The sequence below is a fragment of the Streptomyces sp. NBC_00872 genome, from assembly GCF_045161915.1.
Taxonomy (GTDB): domain Bacteria; phylum Actinomycetota; class Actinomycetes; order Streptomycetales; family Streptomycetaceae; genus Streptomyces.
Genome location: NZ_CP108806.1, coordinates 4,459,853 through 4,478,120 on the forward strand (window position 1 = coordinate 4,459,853; position 18,268 = coordinate 4,478,120).

The following is an 18,268-nucleotide window of genomic DNA, read 5'->3' on the forward strand; positions in this document are numbered from 1 at the left end:
CGCGTGACGCCTGATCGCGTCTGCCACCCCAACCCGCTCTCCCAGCTCACATCAGCGAGGCAAAGAAGCACTGTTGGCTCGTATCCGAGATTCCCCCTACCGGCAGCTGGGCACACCAACTGTGGCAGCCGCCTCCCGAGGGGGAATCCGATGAGCCGACCCAGCGTCAGCACCGGCACCAGTCCCAGTACCGGCACCAGTCGAAGTACCGGCACCGGCACCGACACCAATTCCGGTACCGGCGCCGTCACCCCACCACCCCGCACCGTCTCCCTGCTGCTCAGGGGAGAGGTCGAGCGTCCCGTCTCACTGACCGTCGCGGATCTGCGCGAGCGGTGGCAGCAGCACCGCGCCGATGTCGTCTTCCACTGCGCGAGCGCCGGACCACGGCACCACACCTTCGAGGGGCCGCTGCTCCGCGAAGTGGTCGACTCGGCGAAACCGGCCTTCGACGCCCGACGGCGCAAGGACCGTTCACGCTTCCTGCTCGCCGTCACCGGCGGGGACGGGCACCATACGGTGCTCTCCTGGGCGGAGATGGACGCCGACTTCGGGAACGTGCCGATCCTGCTGGCCACCACCATGGACGGACAGAGCCTGGAGTCGGCGGGAAGCCAGCTCGTGGTGCCCTCGGACCGCTGCGGGGCGCGCTACATCAGCGCGATCACCAGCGTCTGGATCGGCGGCGTCGCTGTCGGCGGCCTCACTGTCGGCGACGCCACCGACAGCGACGCCACGACTGACCTCCGTCAGCCGATACGGGCCACCCCCACATAGAACGAGCTGTGCGCGTCCTCGGGCGCCGCCGTGTCCTTGTACCAGCGCGGCGCCGTCACCAGCCCGGGTTCCACCATGTCGAGCCCGTCGAAGAACCGCTCGACCTCGGCGCGGGTGCGCAGCCGCAGCGAGATACCGCCCTTCCCGTACGTGTCGTTGACATGGCCCACCAGCTTCTCCGGCTGGAAGTCGGCCGTACCGTGCGAGAACAGGAACAGGCTGCCCGCCGGCATGGCGTCCACCAGGGTGCGGGTGATGCCGTACGGGTCGTCCTCGTCCGGGATGAAGTGCATCAGCGCGATCAGGGACAGGGCGATGGGCCGGCCGAAGTCCAGGACACCGCGCGCGTGGTCGAGGATCTCCAGCGGCCTGCGCACATCGGCCTGGATGTAGTCGGTGGCCCCCTCGGGCGTGCTGATCAGCAGCGCTTCCGCGTGACGCAGCACGATCGGGTCGTTGTCGGTGTAGACGACCCGGGACGCCGGGACCGCCTCCTGGACGATCTGGTGGAGATTGGGCTCGGTGGGGATGCCCGTACCGATGTCGAGGTACTGGTCGACACCGCTGCGGGCGACCCAGGCGGCGGCGCGGTGCATGAAGGCCCGGTTCAGCCGCGCGTCCTGCTTCGAGGCATCGGGGAGCTTCTTCCCTATCTCCTGGTCGACCGTGTAGTTGTCCTTGCCGCCGAGCAGATAGTCGTACACGCGCGCCGGGTGGGGCTTGCTGGTGTCGACCTGGGGCTTGGGGGTGCCTGCCGTCATCGGAACTCCGTTAACTCCGTGGTGGTGAGTCTGAGCCTGTGGGGGCGTGTGTCGCGTGCGTCACGCCTGTCGCGTGCGTCATGTCTGTCACGCCTGTCGCATCTGTCACATCCGTCGCGCGCACCTCGCAGCACCTCGCGCGCACCTCGTGCGCACCGCGCGTGGCGAACGCACAAGACAGAAGAAAGGGGAAGGGGAGCCGGGCCGGGCCTCACAGCTCCTTGCGGAAGTCGGTGAGTATCTCCTTGGTCCGGCGGGCGGACTCCGCGTGGGCGACCATGCGGTCCATCGCCTCCTTGTGCTCGGAGAGCTCACGGGCGTTGTCGAGATAGAGCGCGCCGGTCAGATACTCGATGTAGACGATGTCCGGCAGCTCGGGTATCGAGAAACGGAACAGGACGAACGGGCTGTACGTACCCGGGTGGTGGCCCGAGGCGAACTCGGCTATCTGGAGCGTCACATTGGGCAGTTCGGACACGTCGAGGAGCCGGTCGATCTGGGTCCGCATGACGGCGGCGGAACCGACGGGTCTCCGTAAGACCGTCTCGTCCATGACAACCCAGAAGACCGGCGGGGCCTCCGCGCGCGTAAGCAGCTTCTGCCGCTCCATCCGCAGCGCGACCCGGCGCTCGATCCGCTCCGGATCGGACTTGCCGACCTCGCCGAAGGCCATGACGGAACGCGCGTAGTCCTCGGTCTGGAGCAGTCCTGGCACGAAGTGCGGCTCGTAGCAGCGGATGGTCTTGGCCGCGCCCTCAAGGCTCACATAGCCGCCGAACCAGTCGGGCAGCACATCGTGGAACCGCTGCCACCAGCCGGGCTTGACGGCCTCCTCGGTCAGTTCGAGGAAGGTGGCGCGCTCGTCGTCGGGGAGACCGTACGCGGACAGCAGTATCTCGACGTACGGGATCTTGAGCGCGACCTCGGACATCTCCATGCGCCGTATGGTCGCGGCGGTGACACGCAGCAGCTTGCCGGCCTCGTCACGGCTGAGCCCCGCGCTCTCGCGGAGGGACTGGAGCTGCTTGCTGAGGACGAGCTGTCCGATGGTAGGCGCGGAACGCGGCTCGCTCACCCTCCACCACCGACCACCACCGCCATGCGGGAAGTCTCCCACAGCGGCCTGATCAAGGACATGGCGGTACGACGGATGTGACGAGGGCCCTACGGGCTTACGGCATACGGGAGTTACCGGGCGGGGGCGGCCGGCGGAGGCACACACCAGCGCTCCCGAACCCCGCACACAACGAAGCGCGCCCATCACACGGAGTGACAGACCGGGGGGCCGATCACAGGAACGCATGACGGGAACAGGCGACCACCGAGAGTAAAGATGAACTAATGGCGTCGAGAGGGATACCTTGCAGTAGCCGTGGGATGGCCCCCGACGGTTAGCATCGAGTTCCGCCGTTACCGAGAGCTGGGGTGATCTGGACGTGTCCCGACCACGTGTGGGTGTGGCCGTGCTGACCATGGGAACCCGGCCCGTCGAGCTGCGTGCCCTGCTGGACTCCGTCGCCAAGCAGCGCGAGCCCGCCGCCCGGATCGTCGTCGTCGGCAACGGCGCCCCGCTGCCCGAGTTGCCCGACGGGGTGGTCGGGGTGGAACTGGAGCGAAATCTCGGCGTCTCGGGTGGTCGCAATGTCGCTCTGCGTAAGCTCCGCGAGAGCGGGGACATCGACGTACTGGTGGATCTGGACGACGACGGTCTGCTGATCGAGGCCGATGTGATCTCCCGCGTCGCCGATCTCTACGAGGCGGATTCGCGGCTCGGCATCATCAGCTTCCGTATCGCGGACGAGACCGGCTTCACCGCGCGCCGGCATGTGCCCAGGCTGCGGGTGGACGACCCGATGCGGGGCGGGGAGGTGACCACGTTCCTGGGCGGCGGTCACGCGCTGTCCATGGCGATGCTGGACGAGACCGGCGGCTGGCCCGACGAGTTCTTCTTCACGCACGAGGAGACCGATCTCGCGTGGCGTGCGCTGGACGCGGGCTGGACGATCCGGTACGAACCGGAGCTGGTGCTCCAGCACCCGCGCACCGCGCCCTCCCGGCACGCGGAGTTCTACCGGATGACCGCCCGCAACCGCGTCTGGCTGGCCCGCCGCCATCTGCCCGCGCTGCTCATCCCGCTGTATCTCGGCACATGGATCCTGCTCACCCTGGCCCGCACCCGCTCGGCAAGCGGCCTGCGCGCCTGGTTCGGCGGCTTCTTCGAAGGCGTACGCACCGCCTGCGGCACCCGCCGCCCGATCCGCTGGCGCACAGTGGGCCGCATGACGGCCCTGGGCCGCCCCCCGGTGATCTGACGCGTCCCCAATCCGACGCGCCCTCAATCCGACGCGCCGCCGATCCGACCCTCCCCTGATCCGACCCGCGCAGCCCACGCAGCTCTCGCCGCTCACGCAGCCCGCGCAAACGACCGTGGCCCGGCCCCTCGGCGCGCAATCGCTCACCGGGCGTACCGCCGATGTCCCTGATGTCCTGGTTCATGGTGACTTGGAAACCGGACACACACCTTCAGGGCGACCCCGGCAGCTCCGATCTCACCGGTATCGAGGACGGGTGACGGGAGCGCGGGTGTGGCGTGGAGTGTGGGTGGTGAGGGGCGGGTGACGGTGGTGCGGCTGCTGCACCGGTGGCCCGACCGGTACGGCGTCGTCGGCTATACGACCAGCGGCCGGTACGGGGAGACCGCCCTCGTCGGTGATGTGCCCGTCCCCGGTGTGCCCGGTCTGAGTCTGATGGACGTGGCCGCCCGGCACCGGCCGGACCTGATGTACGGGTCGACCGGTACCGAAGGGTTCGCCGAGGCCTGCTGGCTCATCTCCGTCGGGTGGAGCGCCCGCACCGTCCCCAAGCCCGGCACGCTCGAACTCCCGCACGCCGTCTGGACCCTGGACGTCGACCGCACTGTTGACCTGGGCGTCGTCATGTACGGCCACACCCGTCTCCACGTCGGCCGCCTCACCCTCACCGACCCCGACCAGATGACCCGCGCCCGCGCCCTCGCGCGGCCTCAGTAGCGGACGTCGCTCAGTCGGGGACGTCGCTCAGTAGCGGACGGCGCTCTGGAGCAGTGGCGGATACACGGTGGACGTCTCGCCGTCGACGGTGGTCCCCGCGAACTGGAGCATGGTCCGCTGCGCCCCGTGCATCGGCGCCGGGTAGTTCAGGGCCGGGGCCGAGACCTCGTCCAGCCGGTGGAGCTGTTCGGCGGTGAGGGTCACCTCCAGGGAGGCGAGGTTGCTCTCCAGATGGTCCACGCGCCGCGCGCCGACGATCGGTACGACGGTGCCCTCACGCGCACGCAGCCACGCCAGCGCGACCGCCGCGGACGTCGTCCCGAGCTCGTCGGCGACCGCCGCGACCGCGTCGATGACCACGTACTCGTCCTCGTCGGGACCGCCCACGAAGGCCGTACGGGCGGAGTCGGTGACCTCGTGTCCCCGCCGGTACTTGCCCGACAGGAAGCCGTTCTTCAGCGGGCTCCAGGGGACCAGCGCCATGCCCTGATCACGCGCGAGCGGCGCGAGTTCACCCTCGACGGTGCGCGCCAGCAGCGAGTACTCGACCTGGAGCGCGATCAGCGGGGTCCAGTCCTTCAGCAGCGCCGTGGTCTGCGCCTGCGCGGTCACCCAGGCCGGGGTGTTGGAGAAGCCGACGTAGCGGATCTTGCCGGCCCGCACGAGGTCGTCCAGGGTGCGCAGCGTCTCCTCGATCGGTGTGTGCCGGTCCCAGTTGTGCAGCCAGTACAGGTCCAGATGGTCGGTCCGCATCCGGCGCAGGGACTCGTCGAGCTGGGCGATGATCGAGCGGCGGCCGGCACCGCCGCCGTTGGGGTCCCCGGGGAAGAGATTGGCGAAGAACTTCGACGCCAGGACCACGCGGTCGCGCCGCCCGGGACGGGCCGCGAACCAGTCACCGAGGATCTTCTCCGAATGGGTGTTGGTGTAGAAGTTCGCGGTGTCGATGAAGTTGCCCCCGCGGTCCAGATAGGTCGCCAGGATCCTCTCCGACTCCTCGACGCCGCATCCGGCGCCTCCGGGATCCTCTCCGAAGGTCATCGCGCCGAGGGCGAGCGGGCTGACCCGCAGCCCCGATCGGCCGAGCGTGACGTAGTGGTCGAGCGGCATCAGCGTGCTCCCATGCGTGTCGGAACGGTCTCGGAAATGCTCACTTCCATCGAAGCGCCAGATGCCGGCGCACAGTAGACCGATCCGCGCGAGCTCTTGCACGATCCTCTCCACCTCGCCCGGATCAGGCTTGCCCAGGGAGGCGTTCGCCCTAGGTGAGAGGCGGCCGATGGAGGCCGACGACCACGGGAGCCATGCATGACGCGGTACCTGATCTCGTTCGCGGTGGCGCCGCCGCGCGCATCGGCGGGGCGGCGCCTGCCGGCGGGGGCGGGAGGCCGCTGAAGTGGATCAGAAGGTCACACTAAGGTCATGCTGATCTGCTCTCCCTGCACGGTCCAGTGCTGGCGGAGCCCGGAAGGGTTGCACGGCTCCACGTTGGTCAGGCGGGTTTTCGGGTAGTCACTGGCCAGGCACATTTCGGGGTACTGGGACTGCGAGATCGATTCGCCGTTGACGGTCCAGTGCTGGCGGGGCCCGGAGGAGTTGCACGGCTCCACGTTGATTATGCGGGTTTTCGGGTAGTTGCTGGCCAGACACATATCGGGGTACTGGGACTGCGAGATCGATTCGCCGCTGATGGTCCAGTGCTGGCGAGGCCCGGAGGAGTTGCACGACTCCACGTTGACTATGCGAGTTCTCGGGTAGTCACTGGCCAGACACATGGTGCCGACGGCCGGGCCCGGGGCCACATCGGCGGGTGCGGCGGCCGCCACAGCGGTCGACGGCAGCACGGAGGACGCCAGAGCGAGAAGGCCGGGTACGAGGAGCTTACGAAACAGGTCAGCCACGAGGTGAAACCCTTCACGGTCGGCAGATCCGCATCAGCCGGGACCCAACTGCTGGTCCCGGCCAACGGATCCGGATGATTACGGCCCTGAGAGAGTCCCCTCATTTCTGAAGCCATACGCGTCACATAGAACACACGTGGAACACACGGCTCTTCGAGGCGATATGGACAAGCTGCCGGCCTGCGTCGACAACCCCTACGTCCGGGGCCGCACCGTCCGTCTCATATGCGCCGCGTGCTCCGCCGCCAGGTCCACCAGCGTGTACGCGCGCAGCCTCATGATCAGTTGCGCGGCCAGCACCCAGTGAACACGCCAGCTGTCGAACGGCACGCCGTCGGCGGAGTACGCCACGGGCAGATGACCGTGCAGGCGGTACAACGCCCCCTGCACCCCGCCCAGTTCGAACGCCCGCACCCGTAACGCCACATAGCGTTGGCGCAGATGCGGACAGGCCCGTACCGATGTCACCGCGCACGGCACACAGAGCGGCGGATGCCCGGTGATGAACTCGGCCGACCATGTCTCCCGGTCGTCCGCGTCCTCCCCCACCAGCCACAGGGTCCCGTCCTCGGTACGGTCCGCCGGACCCCCGCAGACCTGGCACAGCAGCTTCCGCATCGCCCGCCGCTGCCGCAGGAAGTGGACGTCCCCGAACACCGGCCGGCCCTTCCCCGGGCTCAGTCCGACCCGTTTCCACAGGATCCCGCGCGCGTCCCGGTCGTGCGGCAGTTCGTCCGCGTAACGGATGCCCCGGTCATCGGCCAGGACCACGGCGGGCAGGATCCGTTCCGACGACCACCGCGTGATGTACGGCACCACATCCGGCCGCGCGAACACCCCCAGGGGAGGCCGTTCCGCAGACCGTTCCGTCCCCACGCCCATGCCGCCTCGCTCACTCACGCTCGCAAGCCCCCTCGCCCTCGCCCGGCGCCGGGAGCGACAAGGCCGCCCACACCATCTTTCCCGGGCCGCAGCGTTCTGCGACCCCCCACTCGTCCGCGAGCGCGCTCACCAGCACCAGCCCGCGCCCGTCGGACGCGTCCGCCTCGGGCGTACGCCTGCGCGGAAGCTCCGGCGACGCGTCGTGCACCTCGATCCGCAGACCGGCCGGCCTGCGGAAGTAGTGCGTCTCGATGGTCTGCTCCGGTACGACCTGGGCGTGCCGCCCGGCATTCGTGAGCAGCTCGGACAACACGAGGAGGGCCGAGTCCTCCAACGCCGCCAACCCCCAGTCGGCCAGTGCCTTGCGCAACTCCAGCCGCGCGAGGGCGACGCACCTCGGATGACTGCTCCACCGCAGCACAACGGCGTCGTCCGTTTGATTCCGTTGCCGATTCACCCTCATGTCAACGCTTCCTCCACCCGCTTGCCACCTGCCGGTTTCGCTTTCTGTGACGAATTACTCACAGAGTGGTAGGTCTGGCGCTACGCTGGCTAGCCGTGGGGGGTTGACAACGGTCGCATCAGATGAAGGAGTTGATGGCATGGCGGAAGCCAGCAAGCCGCGTACCCCTCGGCAGAAGTACGGCGAGGAGCTGAAGCTGCGTCGGATAGCAGCGGACATGACCCAGGAGATGTTGAGCGAGATCGTGGTGTGTTCGGCCACGCTGATCAGCCACTTCGAGGCAGGACGTCGCCTGCCGAACCCCGACGACGCGAAGCGCATCGACGCGGCGCTGGGTACGGACGGGTTCTTCGCGCGGTGGCTGAAGGATCTGGACCCCAAGTACGCGGATTACTTCGCCGTGGTGGCGGAGTTGGAGCAACAGGCGACGGAAATCAGGGAGTACGGCTCCACACTCATCCCTGGCCTGCTTCAAACGGAGGCCTACGCGCGGGCGGTGTTCAGCGTCTACGACCCGAACCCTCGGGCCAAAGATCTTGACGAGAAGGTAGTCGCTCGCAAGGGTCGCGCTCAGCTCTTCGACGGCCCGCTGGCCCCCGTAGTGTGGACCCTGCTGGACGAGGCATGCCTCCGGCGGAAGGTCGGCGGCGCGCAGGTCATGGCCGAACAACTCCGCAAAATCGCAGACATGGCGGAGGTGGGGCGGCTGCGGCTGCATGTGCTGCCGTTCGGGGCGGGAGAGCACGCCCTACAGGCTGGCCTGGTCTACCTGATGAGCTTCAAAGATGCCGCACCGGTTGCCTATGTCGAGGGCTACCACACGGGGTACTTGATGGATGATCCTGCGTTGGTGAACAGGTGTCAGGTGTCCTACAGCCTGGCCCTGGGTGATGCTTTGCCTCACAAGGAGTCCCTGGCCTTGGTCAGGGCCATAGCGAAGGAATACGAAAATGAGCAGCAGTGAGCAGTTCGTCGGATGGCGCAAGTCCAGCTACAGCTCGGGCAACAACGACAACTGTCTCGAAGTAGCGGACGGATACGCCAGCATCCCCGTCCGTGACTCGAAGAACCCGACCGGGCCCACGCTGCTCTTCCAACCCACCAACTGGTCGTCGTTCATCGAGTCGGTGAAAGCCGAAAGCCTTCAGGCATGAACAGCAGCGACCGTTTCATCGGATGGCGCAAGTCCAGCTACAGCTCGGGCCAGCAGGGCGAATGCCTTGAAGTCGCGGACGGGTACGCCGACATCCCGGTCCGCGACTCCAAGAACCCCACCGGGCCCACGCTGCTCTTCCGGCCCACCGACTGGTCGTCGTTCATCGCCGCCGTCAAGGCCGAGGCCCTGACCGGCTGACCAAGGTCCGGTGATGTCACGGACTCACCGGACCTTTCCGAGGACGTGCTCCCGCCCCCACAGGCTGAGGGGCTGGAGCGCGGACCCAAGGGCGACGCCGGATTCGGTCAGCGCGTACTCGACGCGTGGAGGCACCTCGTCGTACACCTCACGGGACACGATTCCGTGCGTCTCCAGCTCACGGAGCTGGGTGGTGAGGACCTTCTCCGTCACGCCGGGGAGCATCCGGCGCAACTCGCCGAAGCGGCGCGGGCTTTCGTCCAGCGCCCAGAGGATCAGGACCTTCCACTTGCCGCCGATCACGTCCATGGCCGCGTCGATCCCGCAGTGATACGCGTCGGGCGCGCCCGGCCTGCCGACAGTCACCATCGTGCCCATCCGCTCCTCTCCCGGTCCGACCTGGTCACATACCTCGGGGAAAGCGCCCACTTCGAAGTGCGTACTTGCTGGTCCCCGCGTTATTGGCGAGCTTAATCGCCATGACGCACAACACTTCTGACGTTGCTTCCGCTTCCCGCGCCCTCCCCTCCCTCCCCTCCCTCACGCTTCTCGGCCTCGGCGACATGGGTTCCGCCTTTGCTCGTGCCTGGCTCGCCGCCGGGTACTCCGTCACCGTCTGGAACCGTACGGCGAGCCGGGCCGAGCCCCTGGTGGCCGAGGGGGCCACGCTCGCGGCGAGCGCCGCCGAGGCGGTGGCGGCGAACACGCTGGTCGTGACCTGTCTGCTGGACGACGCCTCGGTCGGCGCGACGCTGGAGGGCGTCGATCTGTCCGGCAAGGACCTGGTGGACATCACCACCGGGACCCCCGCTCAGGCGCGGGCGCGCGGTGCGTGGGCCGAGAAGCGCGGGGCCCGGTTCCTGAGCGGCGGAATCATGGCCGTACCGCCGATGATCGGGGTTCCGGAGGCGGGCGGTTATGTCTTCTACAGCGGGTCGCACGAGGTGTTCGGGGCTCACCGGGCGGCCCTGGCGGTGCCGGTCGGTACGCGTTTCGTCGGTACGGACGCCGGACACGCGGCGCTTCAGGACGTGGCGCTGCTGAGCGGGATGTACGGCACGCTCGCGGGTGTCACGCACGCCTTCGCCCTGGTGCTCGGGGAGGAGGAGATCTCACTGAAGGAGTTCGCGCCGCTGCTCTCCGGCTGGCTGACGGCGATGGCCGCGTCCGTCGAGCAGATCGCCGGGCAGTTGGAGAGCGGCGACTACACCTCGGATGTCGTCTCCAGCCTGGCCATGCAGGTCGCGGGGATCAAGACCTTTGTGGGCACGGCGCACGAGCAGGGGGTCAGCCCGGAGCTGCTGACGCCGTACTTCGAGCTGATGAAGCGCCGGGTCGAGGACGGTCATGGCGCGGAGGGCTTCGCGGGAATGGTCGGTCTGCTGGTGCCGGGCGACCAGGGCTGACCACAGGGGTCCGTCCCGTTCCTCCGGATCACCGTCACCCGCTCCCCGGTGCCCTGACCGGCTGCCCCGCGACAGGCTGACCTGTGCCCGGCTGATCCGTGACCGGCTGACCTGTGACCGGCTGGCCTTTGGCCGGATTGGCCGGTTTGGCCGGCTGCCCCTTGGCCGGCTGACCGGCGGGCCTTCCGTCGGTGCCGGGCTCCGGTGAGGGCTGGGACCGGGGCTCGGCCGTACGGGGCACGGGCGCCGGGTCGGTGGCGGTGGGAGACACCGGCGGGGGCACGGGGCCGGCCGGGCCCTCCTGGGGGCGCTCCCCCGGCAGGACGAGCAGGACGCACGCCACGGCCGCCGCCAGCGCGAGCAGCGTCAACGCGGCGGCCCTGACCGGCGGCCGGCGGGCCGCACCGGCCGACGGCGGGGCCGGGCGGCGCAGGTCGGGGAGGCCGACCGTACGGGATCTGGCCTCCAGGGCGTCCCGCAGGCGCCGTTCCAACAGGTCCTGGTCGCTCATCGGGCCCTCAACTCCAGCTCTCTGCCGAGGGCGTCGAGCGCCCTGCTCGCGGTGGACTTGACCGTGCCGCGGGAGACCCCGAGGGTGTCCGCGATCTGCGCCTCGGTGAGGTTGGACCAGTACCGCAGCACGAGCACTTCGCGCTGGCGCCTGGTGAGGCGGCGCAGCGCCACGAGCACTTCCCGGTGCTCCTCGCGGAGCAGTACGTCCTCCTCGGCCGGGGGCGCGTGGCTCTCCCGTTCCGGTATGTACGCGCGTACGGTCCTGCGGCGGCGCAGGACGGAGCGCGCGCCGTTGACGACGGAGGTACGGACGTACGCCTCCGGGTCGTCCAGGCCCGTGAGGCGTTCGCCGTACCGCCGGAAGAGCGCGGCGAACGCGTCCTGGACGACGTCCTCCGCCGTGGGGAGGTCGTCCACGAGAAGCAGTGCCAGCCGGACGAGCTGGAGCCGGCGGTGGTGGTACAGGTCGTCGATCGCGGCCGTCGTCCAGGGCGGTCCGGTGAGGGCGGTCGGCAGGTCGCGTCTCTCGGAGAGGCTGCGCAGCAGCAGGCGCCAGGCCCGGCGCAGCGCGCCGTCCGCCTTGGGAGCGGCGGCGGAGGGCGCCGGGTACGTCGCGGTCGCAGTCGCGGTCGCTATCGCAGTCGCAGTCGCTATCGCAGTCCTCATGGGTCTCCTGGACGGGGAACGAGCCGGTGGGGCCGCCGGGTCGTCACCCGGCGGCCCCTGAGGGAAGTGCTACTCCACGGGGAAGTGCTACTTCACCGGGGAGGGAACCGGGGACGGCTGGGTGGCCTTGCCCGGTACGGGCTTCGCGGGGGCCGGCACGGGCTTGGGCTTGCCCGGTACGGGCTTCGCCGGGGCGGGAGCGGGAACAGGCTTCGCGGGCGTGCTCGGTACGGGGGTGGGCTGTGCGGAGGCCGGTACCGGCTTGGCGGGCGCGGGCTTGGCCGGGGCCGGGGCCGGTACAGGCTTCACGGGCGCGGGCTTGGCCGGAGCGGGCTTGGCCGGGGCGGGCACAGGCTTCACGGGCGCGGGCTTGCTCGGCACAGGCTTGGGCGAGTCGGCCTGGGCGGCGGTCACGACTCCGCCGACAGCCAGCGCGACGACCGCCACGGACGTACCCAGGACCAGCTTCAACCGGCCCTGGAAGGCGCTGCGTACAGCGGTGTGACGTGCGGACATACCGTTCCTCGAATCATCTCGGCGGTGGACGGACATCTGACAGGCAGATGGACGGACGGGTGGAGGCGCCTCCACCCCGACAGACGTCCGTCCCACGCGGAGGTTGCGGGTCGGGCGGAAACTTTTCACGCCGGGGCGGGCGGGACGCGCGGTGTGACGATTCCGTCGCTTTCCGTACGGCAGTGTGGGATGAAATGGGGCTGTTAGCCTCGAAAGTGATGTCCGAGACATTTGTGCTGGTCCATGGGGCGTGGCACGGCGGCTGGGCCTGGGAGCCGGTGGCCGCGCGGCTGCGGGCGGCCGGTCACCGCGTACTGGCGCCGACGAGCCCCGGGCTCGGCATCGACGACGACCCGCGCGGTGTGACGCTCGCCGACTGCGCCGACGCGCTGGTCGACCAGGTCGAGCGCCGGGACCTGACGGATGTGACGGTCGTGGCCCACAGCTGGGGCGGTTACGTCATCGGCGGAGCGGAGCGGCGGCTCGTCAGGAGACTGAAACAGGTCATCTTCTACAGCGCGTTCGTGCCCCGGGCGGGCGAGTCGCTCCGGGATGCCCTGCCGCCGGAGCACCGGGCCGTCTTCGACGAGTTGAGCCGTGCGTCGGGGGACAATACGGTCACCCCCTCGTTCGAGTTCTTCGCGTCGAGCCTGATGCAGGACGCGGACAAGGCGACGGCACGTGTCGTGCACCAGCTGCTCCGCCCGCACCCCTACCGGACCGTGACGGACGCGCCGACCGCCGACATGACGCCCAGCGGTGTCGATGTCCCGAGCGCCTATGTGGTGGGCGCGGACGATCACTCGCTGCCGCCCGGGGAGTACGGATGGGTTCCGCGCTTTCCCGAGCGGCTGGGGGACGTACCCGTCGTGCGGACTCCGGGGAGCCACGAAGCGCTCTTCACCCGGCCGGAAGAGCTGTCCCGCACGCTGCTCGGTCTCGTCAACTCCGTCTGACCGGGCCGCCCTTGGCATCGCTGTACGCGTACCCCTGTACGTCCGTGGTGCGACCGCTGTACACCCGTGGTACGACCGCTGCACGCCGTGGTGCGACCGTGACGAGGGGTCAGGGGCCCGCTAGGGTTAGGTTGCCCTTACTTCTGCCACTGCCAGGGAGGCCTCCTCATCGTGTCCACCGTGTCCCGAACGGCCCTTGCCCGCCGCCGTATCACCGTCGCGGCCGCCGCCCTCGCGTTCGCCGTATCGCTCAGCGCGTGCGGCGGCGGTGATGGTGGTGGTGACGGCGGTGTCGGCGGTGCCGGCGACCAGGACGCGTCCGGCACCGGCACGGCGCCCGACACCGGCAAGGGAGGCGACACGCACTCCGTCAAGACGGTGATGGGCGAGGTGAAGATCGCTCACGCGCCGGAGCGGGTCGTCGTGCTGGACACCGACGCGCTCGACTCGGCGGTCACGCTCGGGGTGACGCCGGTCGGCGCCACCAGCGCCGTGGCCAAGGCGCCCTTCTCGACGTACCTCCCGGCCGACCGGCTCAAGGACATCAAGCCGGTCGGTCTGATCGCCGAGCCCAACCTTGAGGCGATCGCCGCGCTGAAGCCGGACCTGATCCTGAGCAGCAAGGTCCGCGACGAGAAGAACTACGCCTCGCTCTCGAAGATCGCCCCGACCGTCTTCACCGACACCACCGGGCCGACCTGGCGGGAGAACTTCCAGCTCCACGCGGACGCGCTCGGCAGGACGAACGAGGCGGCGGCGGTGGTCGCGGACTACGAGGCGCATGTCAAGCGGCTGACGGAGACGCTGGGCGGGGCGGCGAAGGCGAAGGAGACGAAGGTCGGCTTCGTGCGGTTCGTGGAGGGCGCGGACACCCGTCTCTATCTCAACGACACCTTTGTCGGCTCGCTCCTCAAGGACCTCCAGGTCGGCCGGCCCGCCAACCAGGACACCACCGGCTTCTCGCTCGACGTCAGCCCCGAGCAGATCGACAAGGCCGACGCCGATGTCATCTTCCACTCCACCTACGGCGACCCGGAGAAGGCCAAGGAGACGGACACCGTGGGCGGTCCGCTGTGGAAGAACCTCGACGCGGTGAAGAAGAACATGGCCTTCGAGGTCGACGACAACTTGTGGATGCTGGGCATCGGTTACACCGGCGCGGGCCAGATCCTGGACGCGATGGAGAAGAGCTTCGCCTCGGCCGCCCGGTAGTTGGGTGGCGCGGGGCGCGGTGGCGCGGGGGGCGCGGGGGGCGTTGGCGCGGTGGGGCGTTGGCCGCGCTCGGTGTTCCGGGGGCTGGCGATGCTCCGGGCGTTCCGGGTGCTGGCGGTGCTCCGGGCGTTCCGGGTGTTCGGGGTCCTCACGGTGTCCCGGGGGCTCCGGGTGCTGTCGGTACTCCGAACGTCGTCCAGGCGGCGCGTTCGGGGACCCGTAGCACCGTGCGGCCCGCCGCCGCGTTCAGGATCGTCGCCGCCCGCCACGCGCCGAGGGTGAGATCGGGGGCGCCGACACCGTGCGTGTGCAGCTCGGCGTTCTGGACGTACAGCGCGCCGGTCACGCGTGGGTCGAGCGCCACCCGGTACTCGCCGTCGATCCGGTAGCGGCCCTTCTCGTCCCAGACCACCAGCTTCGCCAGCGTGTCCAGGAAGTCCGGGCGCGCCGCCGCGTATCCCGTGGCCGACACGACCGCCGAGGTGCGCACCTCGAAGACCTCGTCCTGCTCGGTGTGCCGGCACGTCAGCAGATAGCCGCCGCCGTCCGCCGGGCCGGTCGTGCCCTCGGGTCCCGGTCCCCCCTCCGACCTCGGTCCCGGCAGGGCCTCCGCGTTCTCGACCGTGACGCCCGGGTGCAGCGCGGCGCGCGGTTGCGTACCGCCGATGGTCCGCTCGTACAGCTCGTCGTGTATCTCGGCGAGCGTCTCCTCGCTGACGCCCTTGTAGAGCTGCCACTGTTCCCGTACGAGCTGGTCCCGGCGCTGTTCCGGCAGGGCGCGGAAGTAGCGGATGTAGTCGGGCGTGAAGTGCTCAAGGCCGATCTTGGAGTACTCCATCGGCGCGAAGGCGGGGGTACGGGCGATCCAGCGGACGAACGGACCGCCCCGGCCGTCGCCGTCCTGCTGACGCAGAAGGTCGAGCACGACCTCGGCGCCGGACTGACCGGCGCCGATGACAGTGACGTCGTCAAGTCCGGCGAGCCGTGTCCGGTGGGTGCGGTAGTCGGCGCTGTGCAGTACGAGTCTGTCGTGCGCGGGTGTCCCGGTCGGCGCGGACGGCGCGGTCTGCCCGGTCGGGGACGGCACGGACGGCACGGTCGGCGCGGTCGCCGTGGGCGCCCCGGGCGGCGTGGACGAGGGGGCGGTGAGCAGTGGGCGGAGCGGTTCCGGGACGACCGGCTGCGTACCGACGCCGAGCACCACCTGCCGCGCCCGTACCCGCGAGAGCGAACCGTCCGCCGAGCGGTGCGTGACGGCGAACACCCCCGCGCCCGCGCCCTCCCCCTCCTCCCAGTCCAGCTCCGTGACGCGCGCGTCGAAGCGGCAGGACGGCAGGCGCCCGGCGACCCAGCGGCAGTAGTGGTCGTACTCGCGGCGCGGTATGTGGAACCGCTCGGAGAAGAAGAACGGGAACATCCGGTCGTGCTCGCGCAGATAGTTCAGATAGGACCAGGGGCTGGTCGGGTCCGCCATCGTCACCAGGTCGGCGAGGAAGGGGACTTGGAGGACCGTGCCTTCCATGAGCAGCCCGGGGTGCCAGGAGAAGGCGGGCTTGGCGTCGAGAAAGAGCGTACGCAGGTCCGGGGCGCCGTCGCAGAGCGCGGCGAGCGACAGATTGAACGGGCCGATGCCGATGCCGAGCAGGTCGTACACGGTCGGGTCGGTACGTATGGACGCGGTGCGGGCGTGGTCGTTCGTCATCGTGGGCCTCCGATGTGGACGGGTCGTTCGGACAGGTCGTTCAGTGACCGGGGGGCGGGTTCAGCGCCGCGCGTCCTCCTCGGCGCGGCCCGCCGCCACGACGGCGTGCAGGAGTCGGTCCACCTGGGCGGGGGTGGTGTGCGGATTGAGCAGGGTGAGCTTGAGGCGTACGCGGCCGGGGCCCTCCCCGGGAAGCTCCGTACGGCCGACGACGGCCCGGCCCTCGCGCAGGAGGCGGCGGCGGAGCGAGGCGTTGATCGCGTCGACTTCCGTCTCGTAGGCGGCGTCGGTGGCGTCGGCGGTGTTGGACGCGTCGGCCGCGTCGGCCGCGTCGGACGGCAGGTAGCGGAAGAGGAAGGCGGTCAGCACCGGTTCGGCGTGCAGATCGAGCCGGGGGTGGGCCCGTACGGTCCTGGCCCCCGCCACCGCCAGATCGTGGCAGGCGTCGACCAGTCGGCCGAGTCCCTCCCTGCCGAGCGTCCGCAGCGTCACGGCGATCTTGAACGCGTCGGCGCGGCGGGTCGTACGCAGCGAGAGCCCGAGCAGGCTCGGGTAGCCGGCCTCTTCGTCGTCGGCCGGGTTGAGATAGACGGCACGGCGCGCGAGCGACGCGTATGTCTCGGACCTCCGGACGAGGAAGACCCCGGCTGCGGCGGGCTGCCAGCCGAGCTTGTGCCAGTCGAGCGAGACGGAGTCGGCGAGGGCGAGACCGTCCAGCAGCGGCGCGAGCCGGTCGGACAGCAGGGCGCCGCCGCCGTACGCGGCGTCCACATGCAGCCACGCGCCATGCGCGGCGGCGAGCGCGGCGCAGGCGCGGAGCGGGTCGACGGCGCCGGTGTCGGTGGTCCCGGCGGTCGCCACGACCGCGACCGGCAGTTCGCCGCGCCGGACGCAGCCGTCGAGGGAGGCGGCCAACGCGTCCGTATCCATACGGAGTTGACGATCGACCGGGACGGGCAGCACGGCGTCCTCACCGAGACCGAGGAGGGCGGCGGCGCGCTGTACGGAGAAGTGCGCGGCGGTGGAGGCGAGGATGCGGGGCCGGGGGGCGGGGCTGGGGGCGTTGCCGGGGGCGGGGGCGTGACCGGGGGCAGGACCGGGGGCGAGGTCCGGCACCCCGGTCATCTCCACCTGGCGCCCGGTGGCGGCGCCGAGGATCCGGTCCCGGGCGAGCATCAGCCCCATGAGGTTGGACTCCGTACCCCCGGAGGTCAGCACCCCGGCGGCCTGCTCCGGGTCATACCCGACGAGCCGCGCCAACTCCTTAAGCAGCAAGGTCTCCAGGGCGGTCGCGGCGGGCGCCTGGTCCCACGAGTCCTGGGAGGGATTGAGCGCGGAGACGGCGAGATCGGCGGCGACGGCGACGGCGAGGGGCGGGCAGTGCAGATGGGCGGCGCAGGCGGGGTCGGCGGGATCGGCGCTCCCTTCGGCAAGCAACGCGGTAAGCCGCGCGAGCACCGACCACTCCCCGACGACGCCGCCGCCGGACACGAGCGCGGAGCCCCCGGCCCCCAACCCGGACGAGACCGAGGCCTGCGACACCACGGCCGCCCCGGCGGCGGGGGCGGGGGGTTGGGCCCCCGGGGCAGGGGCCGGGGGCTCGGCCCCTGCCGCCGGAGCGGGAAGCTGGGACGCGGGACCCTCGGGTCCCGGCCCCGACGCGACCGGAAGCCCGATCCCGGGAACCTGCGGCGGTGGGGCGTCGGCGCCGCCTGCGGGCGCGGAGGGCTGAAGCCCCGCAGGCTCGGCCCCTGCCGCCTGCGGCACCACGACGACCCCGCCTGCCGAGGCAAGGGGCTGAGGCCCCGGCCCCGACGCGGCCGGAAGCCCGGTACCGGGCGCCTGCGGCACCACGGCCGCCCCGCCTGCGGGGCCGGGACCTTCGGGCCTGGGCCCCGACGCCGCCGGGGGCTCGGCCCCGGCCGCCTGCGGCAGCACGACTGCCCCGCCCGCCGGGGCGGGGAGCTGGGGCCGCTTCGGCCCCGAAGCCGGGGCCGGAGGCTCGGCCCCTGCCGCCTGCGGCACCACGGCCGCCCCGCCCGCCGGGCCGAGGCCCTCGGGTCCCAGCCCCGACGCGGCCGGGAGCCCGGTCCCGGGAACCTGCTGCGGTGGGGCGTCGGCCCCGCCTGC

The 18,268-nt window shown here is 70.5% G+C and carries 21 protein-coding genes; 9 read left to right on the plus strand and 12 right to left on the minus strand.

The window, feature by feature from the left end; translation table 11 throughout:
* Nucleotides 1-150 precede the first annotated feature (150 nt).
* A complete protein-coding gene (locus OG214_RS19005; protein ID WP_405985407.1) occupies nt 151-777 on the plus strand; it encodes a molybdopterin-dependent oxidoreductase in 627 nt (208 codons plus the stop codon).
* Here OG214_RS19005 and OG214_RS19010 read toward each other — a convergent pair.
* Nucleotides 750-1,538 carry an SAM-dependent methyltransferase gene (locus tag OG214_RS19010; RefSeq protein ID WP_363079404.1) on the minus strand — a complete coding sequence of 263 codons (789 nt, stop codon included), beginning with the start codon at nt 1,536-1,538 and terminating at the stop codon, nt 750-752. The genes OG214_RS19005 and OG214_RS19010 overlap by 28 nt on opposite strands.
* Before the next feature lie 211 nt (nt 1,539-1,749).
* Nucleotides 1,750-2,613 (minus strand): helix-turn-helix domain-containing protein, encoded by an 864-nt coding sequence (locus tag OG214_RS19015; RefSeq protein WP_405985408.1) that lies wholly within the window; start codon nt 2,611-2,613, stop codon nt 1,750-1,752.
* A 397-nt stretch (nt 2,614-3,010) separates the two neighbouring features.
* Between OG214_RS19015 and OG214_RS19020 the strand changes: the two genes are divergently transcribed.
* Together OG214_RS19020 and OG214_RS19025 are read left to right on the plus strand one after the other, a co-directional pair.
* On the plus strand, nt 3,011-3,850 hold the full coding sequence (locus OG214_RS19020) for a glycosyltransferase family 2 protein (protein WP_363079431.1): 840 nt from the start codon (nt 3,011-3,013) through the stop codon (nt 3,848-3,850).
* Nucleotides 3,851-4,123: 273 nt separating this feature from the next.
* Complete coding sequence (locus OG214_RS19025) at nt 4,124-4,567, plus strand: hypothetical protein (RefSeq protein ID WP_405985409.1); 444 nt, start codon at nt 4,124-4,126, stop codon at nt 4,565-4,567.
* A gap of 27 nt (nt 4,568-4,594) precedes the next feature.
* On the opposite strand, the gene OG214_RS19030 is transcribed toward OG214_RS19025, so the two are convergent.
* From OG214_RS19030 to OG214_RS19045, 4 genes are all read right to left on the minus strand, one after another.
* Nucleotides 4,595-5,677, minus strand: a complete 1,083-nt coding sequence (locus OG214_RS19030; protein ID WP_405985410.1) for an aldo/keto reductase — start codon at nt 5,675-5,677, stop codon at nt 4,595-4,597.
* Between the two features lie 299 nt (nt 5,678-5,976).
* Complete coding sequence (locus tag OG214_RS19035; protein ID WP_405985411.1) at nt 5,977-6,468, minus strand: ricin-type beta-trefoil lectin domain protein; 492 nt, start codon at nt 6,466-6,468, stop codon at nt 5,977-5,979.
* Between the two features lie 195 nt (nt 6,469-6,663).
* Nucleotides 6,664-7,368, minus strand: coding sequence for a hypothetical protein (locus OG214_RS19040; protein WP_405985412.1), 705 nt, complete (start codon nt 7,366-7,368; stop codon nt 6,664-6,666).
* Nucleotides 7,361-7,813 carry an ATP-binding protein gene (locus OG214_RS19045; RefSeq protein ID WP_363079415.1) on the minus strand — a complete coding sequence of 151 codons (453 nt, stop codon included), beginning with the start codon at nt 7,811-7,813 and terminating at the stop codon, nt 7,361-7,363. The genes OG214_RS19040 and OG214_RS19045 overlap by 8 nt, the downstream gene beginning before the upstream one ends.
* Nucleotides 7,814-7,952: 139 nt before the next feature.
* Here OG214_RS19045 and OG214_RS19050 point away from each other — a divergent pair, with 139 nt between their 5' ends.
* Genes OG214_RS19050 through OG214_RS19060 form a run of 3 tightly spaced genes read left to right on the plus strand, consistent with a single transcriptional unit; the run spans nt 7,953 to nt 9,167 of the window.
* Nucleotides 7,953-8,777 (plus strand): helix-turn-helix domain-containing protein, encoded by an 825-nt coding sequence (locus OG214_RS19050; RefSeq protein WP_405985413.1) that lies wholly within the window; start codon nt 7,953-7,955, stop codon nt 8,775-8,777.
* Entirely contained in the window at nt 8,764-8,967 is a 204-nt protein-coding gene (locus OG214_RS19055) for a DUF397 domain-containing protein (protein WP_405985414.1), read from the plus strand. The genes OG214_RS19050 and OG214_RS19055 overlap by 14 nt, the downstream gene beginning before the upstream one ends.
* Nucleotides 8,964-9,167, plus strand: a complete 204-nt coding sequence (locus OG214_RS19060; protein WP_405985415.1) for a DUF397 domain-containing protein — start codon at nt 8,964-8,966, stop codon at nt 9,165-9,167. The genes OG214_RS19055 and OG214_RS19060 overlap by 4 nt, the downstream gene beginning before the upstream one ends.
* Nucleotides 9,168-9,191: 24 nt before the next feature.
* On the opposite strand, the gene OG214_RS19065 is transcribed toward OG214_RS19060, so the two are convergent.
* Complete coding sequence (locus OG214_RS19065) at nt 9,192-9,536, minus strand: winged helix-turn-helix transcriptional regulator (RefSeq protein ID WP_382851163.1); 345 nt, start codon at nt 9,534-9,536, stop codon at nt 9,192-9,194.
* Between the two features lie 110 nt (nt 9,537-9,646).
* On the opposite strand from OG214_RS19065, the gene OG214_RS19070 reads away from it, so the two are divergent.
* Nucleotides 9,647-10,573 carry an NAD(P)-dependent oxidoreductase gene (locus OG214_RS19070; RefSeq protein WP_405985416.1) on the plus strand — a complete coding sequence of 309 codons (927 nt, stop codon included), beginning with the start codon at nt 9,647-9,649 and terminating at the stop codon, nt 10,571-10,573.
* Nucleotides 10,574-10,607: 34 nt separating this feature from the next.
* Here OG214_RS19070 and OG214_RS19075 read toward each other — a convergent pair whose 3' ends face one another.
* The 3 genes from OG214_RS19075 to OG214_RS19085 form a co-directional block, all read right to left on the minus strand.
* The gene (locus OG214_RS19075; protein ID WP_405985417.1) at nt 10,608-11,084 is read right to left on the minus strand and encodes a hypothetical protein; all 477 of its coding nucleotides are present in this window, start codon (nt 11,082-11,084) and stop codon (nt 10,608-10,610) included.
* On the minus strand, nt 11,081-11,752 hold the full coding sequence (locus OG214_RS19080; RefSeq protein WP_405985418.1) for a SigE family RNA polymerase sigma factor: 672 nt from the start codon (nt 11,750-11,752) through the stop codon (nt 11,081-11,083). Before OG214_RS19080 ends, OG214_RS19075 begins: the two co-directional genes overlap by 4 nt.
* 87 nt (nt 11,753-11,839) lie before the next feature.
* Nucleotides 11,840-12,268 (minus strand): hypothetical protein, encoded by a 429-nt coding sequence (locus OG214_RS19085; RefSeq protein ID WP_405985419.1) that lies wholly within the window; start codon nt 12,266-12,268, stop codon nt 11,840-11,842.
* 218 nt (nt 12,269-12,486) lie between these two features.
* On the opposite strand from OG214_RS19085, the gene OG214_RS19090 reads away from it, so the two are divergent.
* Both OG214_RS19090 and OG214_RS19095 read left to right on the plus strand, forming a co-directional pair.
* Complete coding sequence (locus OG214_RS19090; RefSeq protein ID WP_405985420.1) at nt 12,487-13,224, plus strand: alpha/beta fold hydrolase; 738 nt, start codon at nt 12,487-12,489, stop codon at nt 13,222-13,224.
* Between the two features lie 171 nt (nt 13,225-13,395).
* Nucleotides 13,396-14,436 (plus strand): ABC transporter substrate-binding protein, encoded by a 1,041-nt coding sequence (locus tag OG214_RS19095; protein WP_405985421.1) that lies wholly within the window; start codon nt 13,396-13,398, stop codon nt 14,434-14,436.
* A 148-nt stretch (nt 14,437-14,584) separates the two neighbouring features.
* Here the strand turns inward: OG214_RS19095 and OG214_RS19100 are convergent, their stop codons facing one another.
* Both OG214_RS19100 and OG214_RS19105 read right to left on the minus strand, forming a co-directional pair.
* Complete coding sequence (locus OG214_RS19100) at nt 14,585-16,138, minus strand: SidA/IucD/PvdA family monooxygenase (protein ID WP_405985422.1); 1,554 nt, start codon at nt 16,136-16,138, stop codon at nt 14,585-14,587.
* Nucleotides 16,139-16,198: 60 nt separating this feature from the next.
* Nucleotides 16,199-17,653 carry a pyridoxal phosphate-dependent decarboxylase family protein gene (locus OG214_RS19105; protein WP_405987546.1) on the minus strand — a complete coding sequence of 485 codons (1,455 nt, stop codon included), beginning with the start codon at nt 17,651-17,653 and terminating at the stop codon, nt 16,199-16,201.
* Between the last annotated feature and the right edge of the window lie 615 nt (nt 17,654-18,268).